A 15,299-nucleotide genomic window follows, 5' to 3' on the forward strand; every position below is an offset into this window, starting at 1 on the left:
ACAGCCGTGCGTCGGCACCCCCCGCCCTTTCGCCGCCTCTCTCCGGTGGTTCTTGGGTTTGCGGGGTTTTTTGGGGGTTGTTGGGGGGGCGGGGCCACCCCGCCCAAGCCGATATCAATGAACTGCAGGCAAGCCGGTGACCTGATGGGGCACCGGCTTCGCGGCTCACGCCGCTCCCACAAAAAAAAGCAGGGCTAGAAGCCCTTACGCTTGCGCAGACGCCGGGCGATCGCGGCACGCACATACAGCCCGTACGCCACGCCAAACAGAAAGCCGGCCACATGCGCCGACCAGGCCACCATGCCGAAGCTGGGGCCGATATAGGCGAACACCACCTGCAGGGCCGCCCACACGCCGATCAGCAGGAAGGCGGGGGCGCGCACGAATTCCAGAAACAGGCCCAGCGGCAGCACCACGCCCAGCTTGGCGCGCGGGAACAGCGTCAGGTACGTGCCCATCAAGGCCGAGACCGCGCCACTGGCGCCGATAATGGTGCGCTCGGGCGAGCCGATCACATACAGCGCGGCCAGGTTGGCGATTGCGCCACCGAACAGGAACAGCAGCAGCAAGCGCCACGGCCCCAGTACCCGCTCCGCTGGCAGGCCGAAGATCAGCAGGAACACCAGGTTGCCCAGCAGGTGTGACCAGTCCGCGTGCAGGAACAAGGCGGTGAACAGCCTTAATACGCTGCCATCGCTCAGTGCCGCCCACCAGTCACGACTGCTGCCCAGGCCGGTGGCCAAGGCGCCCCAGTCCAGCCATAGCGTGCGCCGCGCCTCATCTGGCCGTGAGATCGACCAGAGGAAGGCGGCCAGCAGGGTCAGGCAAAGCAGGGGCACTGCCCAGCGCAGGCCTGACTTATTTCTGGAAGGAATGGAGACGAACATGAGTCCGGAAGCCTAACCCGGTCCCGCCCGGGACGGGCTGGGAATATGTCTTTCGTCGTTATTGTTTAGTTAACCAGCGTGGGTGATACTGCATACGGCGTCGTATGTCGGGAGGGGACTCCGGCGCACTGTCAAGCGGCCTGGCTGCTTGGGAGTGCAGGCGCAAAAACGACCATTACCGTTTACGGAGAGAGCTTCCACTATGACCGCTTCTGCTATTGCCCGCGTAACTGCCCTTGCTGTCGGTATCGCCGGCGCGCTGGCCTTCGGCCACGCCAATGCTGCTGCCTTCCAGCTGAAGGAAAACAGTGCCAAGGGTCTCGGCCGTGCTTTTGCTGGTTCCACCAGCGCATGGGACGACGCTTCGGTTGTCGCCACCAACCCGGCGTCGATGCGCCTGCTCGATGGCCGCCAGTTCCAGGCCGACCTGAGCGCGATCAGCTTCTCCGCGGATTTCACCAAGGCTTCCGGCCGTAACTCCGGCCCGGGTGGCCCGGGTACCGGCACCGAGATCACCGGTGGCAACGGCGGCGACGCCGGCATGATCGCGCCGGTCCCGGCCGCGTATTTCCACCTGCCGTTCGGTGAGAACGACAACATGCATTTCGGCCTGTCGCTGACTGCACCGTTCGGCTTCAAGACCGATTACGACAAGAACTGGGTGGGTCGCTACAGCGGCGTGACCACCGACCTGAAGGCCATCGACCTGGGCGCGGCGTTCTCTTACGACGTCAACCCGTATGTGTCGTTCGGTGCGTCGGTGTTCGTTGAGCACCTGACCATCGAACTGTCCAACGCCCTGGACATGGGCGCCGTGGTCAACGGCGCCGCCCAGCAGCGTGCTGCCGGAGCTGCTGCTGCCGCCGGCCGCACCCCGGCGCAGATTGCCGCCGCTGCTGCTGCAGCTGGCCAGGCCGCTGCTGCGGGTGGCTTCTTCCCGGGCAGCGCCGATGGTTTCGTCACCATCGAAGGCGACAACAATGCCGTCGGTTACGTGCTCGGCACCACCTTGAGCCCGACCGAGAACACCAACATCGCCTTCAGCTACCGCTCCAAGGTCGAGCACAAGATCACCGGTGGCAAGGCCAACTTCACCGTTCCGCAGAATGTCTCGGTTGCCCTCGGCCAGCCGGGTAGCGGCCTGTTCGTGGACACCTCGGGCAAGGTCACGGTGACCCTGCCGGCCTCGTTCTCGATGAGCGTGACCCACCGCATCAACGACCGCTGGACGGTGATGGGTGACGTCTCGCGCACCGCGTGGAAGACCGCCTTCGACGAAGTCACCGTCGACTTCGCCTCGAACCAGCCGGACAACACCCTGGGCTTCCATTACAACGACACCACCTTTGGCTCGATCGGTACCGAGTACAAGCTGTCCGACACCATCACCCTGCGTGGCGGTGTGGCCTATGACGAGTCGCCGACCAGCATCGAGCACCGCGACGTGCGCGTGCCGGACGTGACCCGCAAGTGGCTGTCGGTTGGCCTCGGCTGGACCCCGTCGGAGAAGACCGAGTTCAACTTCGGTTACACCCACCTGTTCACCGATGAGCCGAGCATCAATGTCACCTCGGCCACTGGCAACGTGGTCAAGGGCAAGTACGACGTGGGCGGCGACATCCTGGCTGCCTCGATCAACTACAAGTTCTAAGCGAACCTGTAATTGATGCATGCAAAAAGCCCCGCGCAAGCGGGGCTTTTTGTTTGTGTGTTGCACGGCAAGGCCGCCATGCATTTGGAAGAGCGGCGTCAGCCGCGAAGCTGGCATCAATGGAATCGCCGATGCCGCTGCAATCAGTTGGATCATCTGCTTCGCGGCTTATGCCGCTCCTACAAGATGGATGCATTGCCGGGAAAGCCTCTGCCGAGCATGGCTCGGCACTACGCTCCCTCCCTTTCGCGCAGCGAAGGGGAGGGCTGGGGAGGGGTAGCTTTTCGCGAGGCAAAGAAAAACCCCGCTTGCGCGGGGTTTTTCTCAATCACGCCACTGCTGGAATCAATCGCCCAGGGTCAGCAGCGAGGCGTTGCCGCCGGCGGCGGTGGTGTTCACCGTCACCGTCTTCTCGGTGGCAAAACGCAGCAGGTAGTGCGGGCCGCCGGCCTTGGGGCCGGTGCCGGACAGGCCCTGGCCACCGAACGGCTGCACGCCGACCACCGCGCCGATCTGGTTGCGGTTGACGTAGACGTTGCCGACGTTGACGCGCGCTGCAATGCGATCAACGGTTTCGTCGATGCGCGAATGCACGCCCAGGGTCAGGCCGTAGCCGGTGGCGTTGATCTGGTCGATCACCGCATCCAGCTGATCGGCCTTCCAGCGGATCACGTGCAGCACCGGCCCGAAGATTTCCTTGTGCAGCTGGTTCAGGTCTTTCAGCTCATACGCACGCGGGGCGAAGAAGGTGCCGTGTGCGGCAGCTTCGGACAGCGGTGCGGCGGCGATCAGGCGCGCTTCGGCATCCATGCGCACGGCGTGATCCTTGAGGATCTGCAGTGCGTCGGCGTCGATGACCGGGCCGACGTCGGTGGACAGTTCGCCCGGATCGGCGACCTTCAGTTCGGCCATCGCGCCGGACAGCATGCCCATCACCTTGTCGGCGATGTCGTCCTGCACGAACAGCACGCGCGCTGCCGAGCAACGCTGGCCGGCGGAGGTGAAGGCTGAGCCGATCGCATCCTTGACCAGCTGTTCCGGCAGCGCCGAGGAGTCGGCGATGAAGGCGTTCTGGCCGCCGGTCTCGGCGATCAGCACGCCGATGGCGGCATCGCGTGCAGCCATTGCGCGGTTGATGGCGCGGGCGGTCTCGGTGGAGCCGGTGAAGGCCACGCCGGCCACGCGCGGGTCGGCGGTCAGTGCGGCACCGACGGTGGCGCCGTCACCCGGCAGGAACTGCAGCACGCCTTCCGGCACGCCGGCATCCAGCAGCAGCTTCACTGCGTAGTAGCCGATCAGGTTGGTCTGCTCGGCCGGCTTGGCGATGACGCTGTTGCCAGCGGCCAGGGCAGCGGCCACCTGGCCGAGGAAGATCGCCAGCGGGAAGTTCCACGGGCTGATGCAGACGAACACGCCGCGGCCGTGCAGCTGCAGCTCGTTGCTTTCGCCGGTCGGGCTCGGCAGCTTCTCGGCGGTGCCGAACTGCTCGCGCGCCTGCTTGGCGTAGTAACGCAGGAAGTCGACCGCTTCGCGCACTTCGGCGACGCCGTCGGGCAAGCTCTTGCCGGCTTCCTTCACGCACAGCGCCATGAACTCGGCGATGCGGGCTTCCAGCTGATCGGCGGCGTGCTCGAGGATGGCGGCGCGGCTGGCGGCCGGGGTGCGGTTCCAGGCTGGCTGTGCGGCGACGGCATTGGCCAGCGCCTTCTGCACGGTGGCGGCATCGGCAGCCTGCCAGTGACCGACGACCTGGCGGTTGTCGGCCGGGTTGACCACCGGCTGCGACGGCGTGCCCGGGGCCACGCCCTGCACCAGCGGCGTCGCCTGCCAAGGCTTGATGGCGGCGTTGAGCTGCTCAGCCAGGGCGCGCAGTTCGTTGTCGTTGGCGAGGTTGATGCCCATGGAGTTGGTCCTGTCGTGGTTCTGGCTGCGCAGCAAATCAACCGGCAGCGGGATCTTGGGATGCGGGATGGAGGCGAACGAAGACACGGCTTCGACCGGATCGCGGATCAGGTCGTCGATGGACACGTCTTCATCGGTGATGCGGTTGACGAAGCTGGAGTTGGCGCCGTTTTCCAGCAGGCGACGCACCAGGTAGGGCAGCAGGTCTTCATGCGAGCCGACCGGCGCGTACACGCGGCAGGGCACGTTCAGACGGTCAGCCGGAATCACCTCGGCATACAGGTCATCACCCATGCCGTGCAGCTTCTGGTGCTCGTACACGCCGCCCTTGGCAATCTGCTTGATCGTGGCGATGGTGGCCGCGTTGTGGGTGGCGAACATCGGGTAGATCGCATCGGCATGGCCGAACAGGCGCTTGGCGCAGGCGATGTAGGACACGTCGGTGTTCTGCTTGCGTGTGAACACCGGGTAGCCGGGCAGGCCTTCGATCTGCGCGCGCTTGATTTCCGCATCCCAGTACGCGCCCTTGACCAGGCGCACCTGCAGCTTGTGGCCGATACGGCGGGCCAGGTCGGCGAGGTAGTCGATCGTGTACGGCGTGCGCTTCTGGTAGGACTGCACGACGATGCCGAAGCCTTCCCAGCCCTTCAACGAGGCATCGCTGACCACGCGCTCGATGATGTCCAGCGACAGTTCCAGACGGTCGCTTTCCTCTGCGTCGACGGTGCAGCCAATGCCATAGGACTTGGCCAACTGTGCCAGTTCCAGCACGCCCGGCACCAGGTCCTTGAGCACGCGCTCGCGCTTGGCATGTTCGTAGCGCGGGTACAGTGCCGACAGCTTGATCGAGATGCCGTGCGAGGTGGTGACGTCGCCATCGGCCTTGCCGCCGCGGGCGATGTTGTCGCTGCCGATCGCATGGATGGCGCGGCGGTAGTCTTCCAGGTAGCGCAGCGCGTCCTTCATGGTCAGCGCGCCTTCGCCGAGCATGTCGAAGGAGTAGCGGTAGTTGCTGTTGTCGCCCTTGTGCGAGCGTGCCAGCGCTTCGTCGATGGTGCGGCCCATGACGAACTGGTGGCCCATGATCTTCATCGCCTGGCGCACTGCCAGGCGGATCACCGGCTCGCCAACGCGGCCGATCAGGCGCTTGAAGGCGCCGTGCACGTCGCGCTTGGTGGCATCGGCCAGGTCAACCAGGTGGCCGGTCAGCATCAGGCCCCAGGTGGAGGCATTGACCAGCACCGAGTCGGACTGGCCCATGTGGCGCTTCCAGTCGGCTTCGCCCAGCTTGTCGCGGATCAGCTTGTCGGCGGTTTCCTGGTCCGGAATGCGCAGCAGGGCTTCGGCCACGCACATCAGCAGCACGCCTTCCTCGCTGCCCAGGTCGTACTGGCGCATGAAGGCTTCGATCGCGCCCTGGTTCTTGGCGCGTGCGCGCACGCGGCGCACCAGGTCGGCGGCGGTGGCCTGTACCTGTGCCTGTTCGGCAGCGGGCAGGCGGGCCTGTTCCAGCAGCTCGCGCACGTGGCTGGCTTCGTCCTTCAGCCATGCATCGGTGATGGCCTGGCGCAGCGCGGATGGCGCCGGCGGCAGCTCGGGCGTCAGCAGCGGCGGGGCCGCTGACGTAGGGGAGGCGACATCAGGAGAAGGTGTTGCGTTCATGCGCTCGGCCACAGTTGGATTCGGCCATTTTAATCTTCGGCGGCGGATTTCCTAGTCCCCTGCGGGCGTCCGTTTGCAGGGTGAAAGCACTGGCCTGTGGGCGCTTTTGCAATATTCAGCGAGGTGATTTTGATTGTGCCGATTCCGTCATCTAAATCGACGTGCTTGGACGATATCGGCACAGTTTTGATGTGCACTGCAGCATTGATGACGATGATGAATGGAAGCTTGCCGGGCGAGCGTGGGCAGGGCTACCATCGAACTCGATTTCCGCGGTATGGACGCGGCTGCGATGATCCAGGTGCTTCGGCAAGGTTCCGATGGCTCAGGGACGCAGTTGTTACTGCACCCCCCACGGGCACTCAGTGCTCGGCAGTTCGTCCAGTTGTTTGCGGCGTTGGCTGGGTTGATGGCGTTCTCGGCAGGCTTGGGTTGGTTGTCCGGAAACGTCTTGGCACCCGTCTTCGCGTTGTTGCATGGCTTGCTAGTGGCTGCTGCCCTGCGCGCATGTTGGCGCAGCAGCAATCGCCAGGAAGAGATCCGGGTAGGACCGGACTGCGTGGAAGTAATTCCCGCAACCGGAGTTTCGCCGGTGTTCCATGCGCACCCTTATTGGGTGCGGGTGGTGGCCGGGAAGGAACGGGTCCTGCTGGTTTCCAGCGGCAAGTGGGTGGAAGTGGGGAGTTTCCTCGCGCCCGTGGAACGTCGGGAACTTGCGGTGACACTTGAAGGCTTGCTCGCGGCCAGCAATGGCAGCAACCGATGACGTCAAGGGTCTAGGCAATGAAGCAAAGCAGCGTGTGGGGCGCGAAGTTGAAACACGGTTTGGCAGCGGCAGCGATGATGCTGTCGGCGCAGGCAGCATGGGCGCAATCGGCCGATCCCAAGGAATGGCAGCTCAATATGGGCAAGGGCGTCACCCATACCTCGCGTATGGCGTGGGACGCACATATGGTGGCCTTGTGGGTATGTACCGTCATCGGTGTGCTGGTGTTCGGCGCCATGGCTTATGCCATCTTCAAGTTCCGCAGGTCCAAGGGGGCGGTGGCCAAGCAGTTCAGCCACAACACCAAGGCGGAAATCATCTGGACCGTCATCCCGATCATCATCCTGGTAGTGATGGCCTGGCCGGCCACGGCCAAGCTGATCGCCATGTACGACACCCGCGATTCCGAGATGACGGTGAAGATCACCGGCTATCAGTGGATGTGGAAGTACGAATACCTGGGTGAAGACGTCGCCTTCACCAGCCGCCTGGACCGCAAGTCCGACGAAGTGCGGCAGAGCGGCAGCGTGCCGACCATGGCCAGCGATCCGCATTACCTGTTGGACGTGGACAACCCGCTGGTGCTGCCGGTGGATACCAAGGTCCGTTTCGTCATCACTTCCGATGACGTCATCCACGCCTGGTGGGTGCCCGCTCTGGGCTGGAAGCAGGATGCGGTGCCGGGCTTCATCAACGAGCGCTGGACCAACATCGAAACCGAAGGCGTCTACCGCGGCCAATGCGCGGAGCTGTGCGGCAAGGACCATGGCTTCATGCCGATCGTGGTCAAGGCCGTGTCCAAGGACGAGTTCAAGTCCTGGCTGGCCTCGCGCAAGCCTGCGCCTGCCGCGCCTACCGAGGCTGCGCCCGCACCTGCTGCCGAGCTGGCACCTGCGGCTACGCCGGCTGCAACCCAACCCGACGCTACACCCGCCGCAGCTGCGGCGGCCGGTGCCTGATACCACTGCGTGCTGGTGCTGCCGGCGCGATGCCTGAAAACGGATAAAGAGGTGTAGTTGAAATGGCGAATACCGCAGTGGACCACTCCGATCACCACGGGCACCAACAGGGCTTCTTCGAGCGCTGGTTCTTCTCCACCAATCACAAGGACATCGGCACGCTGTACCTGCTTTTCAGCTTCACGATGTTCATCGTCGGCGCGGCGATGAGCGTGGTGATCCGGCTGGAGCTGGCGCAACCCGGCCTGCAGTTCGTCAAGCCGGAGTTCTTCAACCAGATGACCACCGTGCATGCACTGGTGATGATCTTCGGTGGCGTGATGCCGGCCTTCGTCGGCCTCGCCAACTGGATGATCCCGCTGCAGATCGGCGCGCCGGACATGGCGCTGCCGCGCATGAACAACTGGTCGTTCTGGCTGCTGCCAGTGGCCTTCGGCATGCTGCTGGTGACCCTGTTCCTGCCCGGCGGTGCGCCGGCCGGTGGCTGGACGCTGTATCCGCCGCTGTCGCTGCAGGGTGGCTACAACGTCGCCTTCAGCGTGTTCGCCATCCACGTGGCCGGTGTCAGCTCGATCATGGGCGCGATCAACATCATCGCCACCGTGCTCAACATGCGCGCGCCGGGCATCGACCTGTTGAAGATGCCGATCTTCTGCTGGACCTGGCTGATCACCGCCTTCCTGCTGATCGCGGTGATGCCGGTGTTGGCTGGCGCGGTGACCATGCTGCTGACCGACAAGTTCTTCGGCACCAGCTTCTTCAACGCCGCCGGTGGCGGTGACCCGGTGATGTACCAGCACATCTTCTGGTTCTTCGGTCATCCCGAGGTCTACATCATGATCCTGCCGGCGTTCGGCGTGGTCAGCGAGATCCTGCCGACCTTCAGCCGCAAGCCATTGTTCGGCTACCAGGCCATGGTCTACGCCACCGCCGCCATCGCCTTCCTGTCGTTCATCGTGTGGGCCCACCACATGTTCACGGTGGGCATGCCGCTGGGTGGCGAGATCTATTTCATGTTCGCCACGATGCTGATCTCGATCCCGACCGGGGTGAAGGTGTTCAACTGGGTCAGCACGATGTGGGAGGGCTCGCTGACGTTTGAAACGCCGATGCTGTTCTCCATCTCGTTCGTGATCCTGTTCACCATCGGTGGTTTCTCCGGCCTGATGCTGGCGATCGTGCCGGCCGACTACCAGTACCACGACACCTATTTCGTGGTGGCGCACTTCCATTACGTGCTGGTGACCGGCGCGGTATTGGCACTGATTGCCGCGGTGTACTACTGGTGGCCAAAGTGGACCGGCCGCATGTACAACGAGTTCTGGGGCAAGTTCCATTTCTGGTGGACGATGGTGTTCGTCAACCTGCTGTTCTTCCCGCAGCACTTCCTTGGCCTGGCCGGCATGCCGCGGCGTATCCCGGACTACAACCCGGTGTTCGCCGATTGGAACCTGATCAGCTCGATCGGTGCGTTCGGCATGTTCGCGACGCCGTTCATGATGGCGGCGATCCTGCTGGCCTCGCTGCGCAACGGCAAGCGCGCCGAAGCACGTGCCTGGGAAAGCGCCAAGGGCCTGGAATGGACCATTCCGTCGCCCGCGCCGGCGCATACCTTCACCGTGCCGCCGGTGATCAAGCCGGGTGACCTGGCACATGATGACGTGACGCACTGAGGAGGCTGGCAATGAGCAGCAATGAACATTTCCAGGCTGAAGAATTGGCCTTGCGCAGGCGCCGTTCGCGGCGCACCGCGCTGATCGTTGGCCTGATCGCGGTAGCGGTCTATGTCGGCTTCATCCTGTCCGGGGTGCTGGCGAGTTGACCACGCCGACGCCCGCACCCAAGCCGAACGCCGGCCTTGGCCGGCTGATCGGCGTGGCCTTCGCGGTATTCGTGCTGACCTTCTCGTTGGTGCCGCTGTACCGCATCGCCTGCGAAAAAGTGTTCGGCGTACGCCTGGAGCGTGGCGCGACCACGCATGAAACCAACGCGCACGCGGCGAGTGGCAAGCGCACCGTGCGGGTGGAGTTTGATGGTGGCGTCAATTCCAAGCTGCCGTGGGCCTTCCATCCGGAGAAGCTGACGATGGACGTGGTGCCGGGCGAGTTGAACGAAGCCCTGTACTTCGCCCGCAACGACAGCGACCGCGCGCTGGTTGGCAGTGCGGTGCCGTCGGTGGCGCCTGCACGCGCCTCGGGCTACTTCAACAAGACCGAATGTTTCTGCTTCACCGCGCAGACCCTGCAGGCCGGTGAGAAGCGCGACATGCCGGTACGTTTCATCGTTGACCCGGACCTGCCGGCCGACGTCAACACGATCACCCTGTCCTACACCTTCTACAAGAATGATGCGCTGACCGAACGCCTGGCCCCGGCAAACGCCGCGGCCGCCGCACACGCAGCTCCCTGATCACGGACCCGGAAGCAACGCCATGGCCCATAACACGCCTGATCCCAACGTCTACTTCGTGCCAAGCAGCAGCAAATGGCCGTTTGTAGGATCGATCGCGATGCTGGTGATGATGGTCGGGGTGGCCAGTTGGCTCAACGACGCCAGCTGGGGCCGCTGGACCTTCTTCACCGGCGTGGCGATGCTGGTGTTCACCCTGTTCCTGTGGTTCGGCGATGTCATCCGCGAATCGGTGGGCGGCAATTACAACCGCCAGGTCGACGGCTCGTTCCGGATGGGGATGATCTGGTTCATCTTCTCCGAGGTGATGTTCTTCGCCGCTTTCTTCGGCGCGCTGTTCTACACCCGCAACATGGGCCTACCGTGGCTCGGCGGTGAAGGCCATGGCGTGCTCACCAATGAATACCTGTGGGATGGCTATTCGGCAGCGTGGCCGACCAACGGCCCGGCCGACATCGGTGGTGCCTTCCAGACCATTCCGGCTTGGGGCCTGCCGCTGCTCAATACGCTGATCCTGCTGACCTCGGGCGTGACCCTGACCATCGCCCACCACGCACTGAAGGCGGGCAACCGCAAGCAGTTGCTGATCTGGCTGGGTGCGACGGTGGTACTGGGCTGCGTGTTCCTGTTCTTCCAGGCCGAGGAATACATCCACGCCTACAAGGAGTTGAACCTGACCCTGGGCTCGGGCATCTACGGTTCCACCTTCTTCATGCTGACCGGCTTCCACGGCGCGCACGTGCTGCTGGGCACGATCATGCTGACGGTGATGTGGTTCCGCGCCGCCAAGGGTCACTTCACCCGTGACAACCATTTCGGTTTCGAAGCAGCCGCCTGGTACTGGCACTTTGTCGACGTGGTGTGGCTGATGCTATTCCTGTTTGTCTACGTGCTGTAACAGGTGTCAGCAGCCGCGCTGCATGCAGTGCGGCTGCTGCGATGTTCAACCGCCAACACCATGCGGCTTGATCCAGCCCATGTAGATGCTCAGGGCAACCAGCAGGATCAGCACCACTGACAGCGCGATACGCCGCGTCAACGCATTGACCGTCCGTTTGGTCTGGCCGCGATCGATCATCAGGTAATAGAGGCCGGCTCCAAGATTCCAGACGATGACGATCAAGAACGCGATTACCAGCAAGGTCTTCAACGAATCATTCATGCGTGGCTCGAAGGGTGGAAGGGCAGTGCTATATCACCCGCTTGGCGGCAGCTTGTCATGACGCGACAGCACACAGCGATCTTGGGTTGGCTGGTGGCGGTGCTGGTGGCGGTCGTGTTCTGCGCCTTGGGCGGCTGGCAACTGCAGCGCATGCACGAAAAAGAAGCCCTGCTTGCGCAATTGCCGCCCAGCCGCGACGCCGCGCTCAGCCTGCCCCAGGCCGCCGCCGCTCCGGATTCCCTGCATTGGGTGCGTGACCAGCTGCAGTTCCTGCCCGGCAGCGTGCTGCTGGACAACCAACTGCGGGAAGGTCGCGCTGGCATCAAGGTCTACCAGCCTGCGCGCGCTGCCGACGGAGCCGTCGTGCTGATCGATCTGGGCTGGCTGCCGCTGCCTGCGGACCGCAGCATGCCCATGATCAGCGCAGAGCAGGGCACGCAGGCGCTGCAAGGGTTGTGGGCGCCTGCGCCTGCCACTGGCATCGCCTTGGGCCCTGCATTGACTGCCGGCAAACAACCGCAGACCTGGTTGGCGACGCGGATGGATCTGCCCGCTATTGCCACGCAGCTGGGCTTGGGTGCTGACGCGCTGGCGCCCAAGGTGCTGCGATTGGACCCAGCTTTAGCGCTGGGCTATGCGCGCGATCTGGACCTGCTTCCCAATACCTTGCCGCCTTCGCGGCACCTTGGCTATGCGGTGCAATGGTTCGCGATGGCCTTGGCGGTGTTGTTGATTGCGCTGGTATTGCAGTTCAAGAAGCGCAGGAAGGCGGGAGCTGGAAATGGGGGATAGGTTGGAGCTGTTTGGAAGCCAAAGCCAAAGCCAAAGCCAAAGCCAAAGCCAAAGCCAAAGCACCCCTCCCCAACCCTCCCCTGCGCGACGCGCAAGGGAGGGGGCAGAGCGCTGCGCCGTCGCTTTGAGCCTTGCTCCTGCCGTTGCCGCTGAATTTCCCCCTCCCTTTCACCGAAGGTGAAGGGGAGGGCCGGGGCGGGGTGCTTTCAGCCTTTGCTCTTGCCTCCGCTACTGCTTTTGCGAATCCCCCAATCCCGCTCCCCCCATTCCCGGCCTTGACCATGAACGCACTCACCCCCGACCAGCTCGCCACCCGCAACCGCGGCCGCCGGGTATTGCTGTTGATCTTCGCCATGTTCTTCGGCTCGATGGCGTTGGCCGGCATCTTGCGCTTCTCCGGTTGGACGCCGCAGATCAACCGCCACCACGGCGAGCTGCTGCAGCCGGCGCTGGACCTGCGCAGCGAACAGCTGCACCTGGCCAACGGCCAGGCCTACGACTGGAATCCGGGCGAGCGCCACTGGCGCATCCTGCTGGCGCCGCCGGCTGACTGTGCGCCGGCCTGCGTCACTTTGTCGCAGCAATTGGACAAGGTGTGGCAGTTGTTCGGCCATAACGCGGATAATGTCGAGATATTGTGGCTGGGCACGCCGCCTGAGCAGGTGGCCGCCATGCCGGCACTGAAGGTGCTGCAGCCCCAGCCTGCGTTCCGGGGCAAGCTGCCGGGGGTGGATGACCCGGCCGGTATCCCGGTGTATGTGATTGATCCCAATGGCTTTGTGGTATTCCGCTATGCGCCGGGTTTTGAACCGGGTGGATTGCGGGCTGATCTATCCAAGCTGTTGAAACTGATGTGAGTTCCGTTCGATGAATGCCTCCGCGCGTCCGGCGCTGTACCGCAATTTCCACCGACTGGCGTGGTTCGCACTGATCATGACGGCGAGCACCATCATGTTCGGCTCCTTCGTGCGCCTGTCCGACGCCGGCCTGAGCTGCCCGGATTGGCCTACCTGCTATGGCCGCGTGACCTGGCCGCAGACCCAGATGGAAGCCGCCCAGCACGTGGCCAGCGAGATCCGCCCGCTGGAAACCCACAAGGCCTGGCGTGAGCAGGTGCACCGTTTCCTGGCCGGTCTGCTCGGCGTTGAAGTGCTGACCCTGGCCTTGCTGGCGGCACGTCGGCGCAAGCACGGCATCGCCCAGATCGTCACCGCCTCGGCGCTGGTCGCGCTGGCGATACCTTTGTATATGCGCGGCGAGCATGTGGCCTCCAGCGTGCTGGCGATTGGCGGTGAAGCGATCCTGCTGCTGGCGGCGCTGCGCTGGTCCAACATCGATCTGGCGCGCGCTGCCGTGCTGACCTTGGCGGTGGTCGTGTTCCAGGCCCTGCTCGGCATGTGGACGGTCACCTGGCTGCTCAAGCCCATCGTGGTGATGGGTCATCTGCTTGGCGGCATGCTGATGTTCGGCATGCTGGTGTGGATGGCGTGGAAGGCAACGCATCTGCCGATCACCCTGGCCGAGGCACCGCGCCTGCGCTGGTGGCTGCGCGGTGCGGTTGCCCTGGTCGTACTGCAGATCGCGCTCGGTGGCTGGGTCAGCGCCAACTACGCGGCGCTGGCCTGCGGCGGTGGCAGTGCCTCGCTGGACAACTTCCCGCGCTGCGTCAGCCAGTGGTGGCCGCAGCAGAACTACACGGAAGGCTTCACCCTGTGGCGCGGTATCGGCGTGGATTACGAAGGCGGCGTGCTGGACGGGGCCTCGCGTATCGCCATCCAGATGGCGCACCGGATGTTCGCGGTGTTGGTGGCGCTGTACCTGTTGGTGTTGTCGGTGCGCATGTTCCGTTTGCCGGGCATGCGCGGTTGGGCAAGTGCGGTCATCGTGCTGTTGCTGCTGCAGGTCACGCTGGGTGTTCTCAACGTCAAGCTGGCGCTGCCGCTGGCCGTGGCGGTGATGCACAGTGGCGGTGCGGTTGCCTTGTTGTTTGTATTGGTCACGCTGCTGGCGCGGCTGCGCGCCCCGGAGTGAATGATGCGTACAACATGGCGTGACTACTGGGACCTGACCAAGCCGAAGGTGGTGGCACTGATTGTGTTCACCGCCCTGGTCGGCATGTGCCTGGCAATTCCGGGCCTGCCGACCATCGCGCAGGTGGTGACCGGCCTGCTCGGTTTCCTTGGCATCTGGCTGTCGGCCTCGGCCGCTGCGGCGATCAACCAATTGCTGGATGCCCGCATCGACGCGCAGATGGCGCGTACCTCGTGGCGGCCCCTGGTGGTCGGCAAGGTCTCGCCGCGGCAGGTGCTGGTGTTTGCCGGCGCGTTGACCGCGCTGTCGATGACCATCCTGGTGCTGTGGGTGAACGTCATCACCGCGGTGCTGACGTTTGCTTCGCTGATCGGCTATGCGGTGATCTATACCGTCTACCTGAAGCGCGCGACCTCGCAGAACATCGTCATCGGCGGCCTGGCTGGGGCGACGCCGCCGCTGCTGGGCTGGGCGGCGATCACCGGCATGCAGGGCAGCTCGGATTGGGCCTACGCCTCGCTGCTGGTGCTGATCATCTTCATCTGGACCCCGCCGCATTTCTGGGCGCTGGCGATCTTCCGCCGCGCCGACTATGCCAAGGCCGAGATCCCGATGCTGCCGGTCACCCACGGCGTGCCGCATACCCGCAAGCAGATCCTGGCGTACTCGGTGGTGCTGGCGGTGGTGACGCTGCTGCCGGCGGCCATTGGCATGAGCGGCATGTTCTACCTGGGCGGGGCGACGGTGTTGAACATCGTCTTCCTCTGGTACGCCTGGAAAATGCAGAACCCGCCGGACGAGATGTTCAACATGAAGATGTTCGGCTATTCCATCGTCTACCTGATGGCGCTGTTCGCCTTCCTGCTGGTCGACCATTGGCTATTGCCCTGGTTGTGATCAAGCAATGAAAAGGCCGGCATTAGCCGGCCTTTTCATTTGTATGCCGCCATGCAGCTGTGCTCCCTCCCTTTGCCGCAGGCAAGGGGAGGGCTGGGGAGGGGTTAGCTCTGCTTTACTTCATCAGGTGCCGAGCAACTGTCTCTTATACACATCTGACGCTGCCGACGACGGAGAGAGA

At 64.0% G+C, this 15,299-nt stretch carries 14 protein-coding genes; 11 read left to right on the forward strand and 3 right to left on the reverse strand.

What is annotated here, in order from left to right:
• Positions 1-194 precede the first annotated feature (194 nt).
• Entirely contained in the window at positions 195-887 is a 693-nt protein-coding gene (locus tag AC1VXC_RS19755; protein ID WP_313171101.1) for a rhomboid family intramembrane serine protease, read from the reverse strand.
• 202 nt (positions 888-1,089) lie between these two features.
• Between AC1VXC_RS19755 and AC1VXC_RS19760 the strand changes: the two genes are divergently transcribed.
• Complete coding sequence (locus AC1VXC_RS19760) at positions 1,090-2,538, forward strand: outer membrane protein transport protein (protein ID WP_481539404.1); 1,449 nt, start codon at positions 1,090-1,092, stop codon at positions 2,536-2,538.
• 345 nt (positions 2,539-2,883) lie between these two features.
• Here the strand turns inward: AC1VXC_RS19760 and putA are convergent, their stop codons facing one another.
• Positions 2,884-6,102, reverse strand: coding sequence for a bifunctional proline dehydrogenase/L-glutamate gamma-semialdehyde dehydrogenase PutA (gene putA, locus AC1VXC_RS19765; RefSeq protein WP_481539403.1), 3,219 nt, complete (start codon positions 6,100-6,102; stop codon positions 2,884-2,886).
• Between the two features lie 292 nt (positions 6,103-6,394).
• On the opposite strand from putA, the gene AC1VXC_RS19770 reads away from it, so the two are divergent.
• From AC1VXC_RS19770 to AC1VXC_RS19795, 6 genes are all read left to right on the forward strand, one after another.
• Positions 6,395-6,868 (forward strand): DUF2244 domain-containing protein, encoded by a 474-nt coding sequence (locus AC1VXC_RS19770; RefSeq protein WP_313171350.1) that lies wholly within the window; start codon positions 6,395-6,397, stop codon positions 6,866-6,868.
• A gap of 17 nt (positions 6,869-6,885) precedes the next feature.
• Positions 6,886-7,827 (forward strand): cytochrome c oxidase subunit II, encoded by a 942-nt coding sequence (coxB, locus tag AC1VXC_RS19775; protein WP_481539402.1) that lies wholly within the window; start codon positions 6,886-6,888, stop codon positions 7,825-7,827.
• 62 nt (positions 7,828-7,889) lie between these two features.
• Positions 7,890-9,500 carry a cytochrome c oxidase subunit I gene (gene ctaD, locus AC1VXC_RS19780; RefSeq protein WP_313171094.1) on the forward strand — a complete coding sequence of 537 codons (1,611 nt, stop codon included), beginning with the start codon at positions 7,890-7,892 and terminating at the stop codon, positions 9,498-9,500.
• Between the two features lie 11 nt (positions 9,501-9,511).
• Positions 9,512-9,649, forward strand: a complete 138-nt coding sequence (locus AC1VXC_RS19785) for a hypothetical protein (RefSeq protein WP_313171092.1) — start codon at positions 9,512-9,514, stop codon at positions 9,647-9,649.
• Positions 9,646-10,236, forward strand: coding sequence for a cytochrome c oxidase assembly protein (locus AC1VXC_RS19790; protein WP_313171091.1), 591 nt, complete (start codon positions 9,646-9,648; stop codon positions 10,234-10,236). The genes AC1VXC_RS19785 and AC1VXC_RS19790 overlap by 4 nt, the downstream gene beginning before the upstream one ends.
• A gap of 22 nt (positions 10,237-10,258) precedes the next feature.
• The gene (locus AC1VXC_RS19795; protein WP_313171089.1) at positions 10,259-11,134 is read left to right on the forward strand and encodes a cytochrome c oxidase subunit 3; all 876 of its coding nucleotides are present in this window, start codon (positions 10,259-10,261) and stop codon (positions 11,132-11,134) included.
• Positions 11,135-11,179: 45 nt separating this feature from the next.
• Here the strand turns inward: AC1VXC_RS19795 and AC1VXC_RS19800 are convergent, their stop codons facing one another.
• Complete coding sequence (locus AC1VXC_RS19800) at positions 11,180-11,398, reverse strand: twin transmembrane helix small protein (protein ID WP_282268147.1); 219 nt, start codon at positions 11,396-11,398, stop codon at positions 11,180-11,182.
• A gap of 57 nt (positions 11,399-11,455) precedes the next feature.
• Between AC1VXC_RS19800 and AC1VXC_RS19805 the strand changes: the two genes are divergently transcribed.
• The 4 genes from AC1VXC_RS19805 to cyoE all read left to right on the forward strand — a co-directional run bounded on the left by AC1VXC_RS19805 (position 11,456) and on the right by cyoE (position 15,118).
• Positions 11,456-12,190, forward strand: a complete 735-nt coding sequence (locus AC1VXC_RS19805; RefSeq protein WP_481539401.1) for an SURF1 family protein — start codon at positions 11,456-11,458, stop codon at positions 12,188-12,190.
• A 281-nt stretch (positions 12,191-12,471) separates the two neighbouring features.
• Entirely contained in the window at positions 12,472-13,047 is a 576-nt protein-coding gene (locus AC1VXC_RS19810) for a hypothetical protein (RefSeq protein WP_313495698.1), read from the forward strand.
• Between the two features lie 10 nt (positions 13,048-13,057).
• Positions 13,058-14,221, forward strand: coding sequence for a COX15/CtaA family protein (locus AC1VXC_RS19815; RefSeq protein ID WP_481529252.1), 1,164 nt, complete (start codon positions 13,058-13,060; stop codon positions 14,219-14,221).
• A 3-nt stretch (positions 14,222-14,224) separates the two neighbouring features.
• Positions 14,225-15,118: a heme o synthase gene (gene cyoE / locus AC1VXC_RS19820; RefSeq protein WP_313171082.1), complete on the forward strand. Its 894-nt coding sequence runs from the start codon at positions 14,225-14,227 to the stop codon at positions 15,116-15,118.
• Positions 15,119-15,299: the final 181 nt, after the last annotated feature.

This window comes from Stenotrophomonas sp. STEN033 (genome assembly GCF_056856655.1).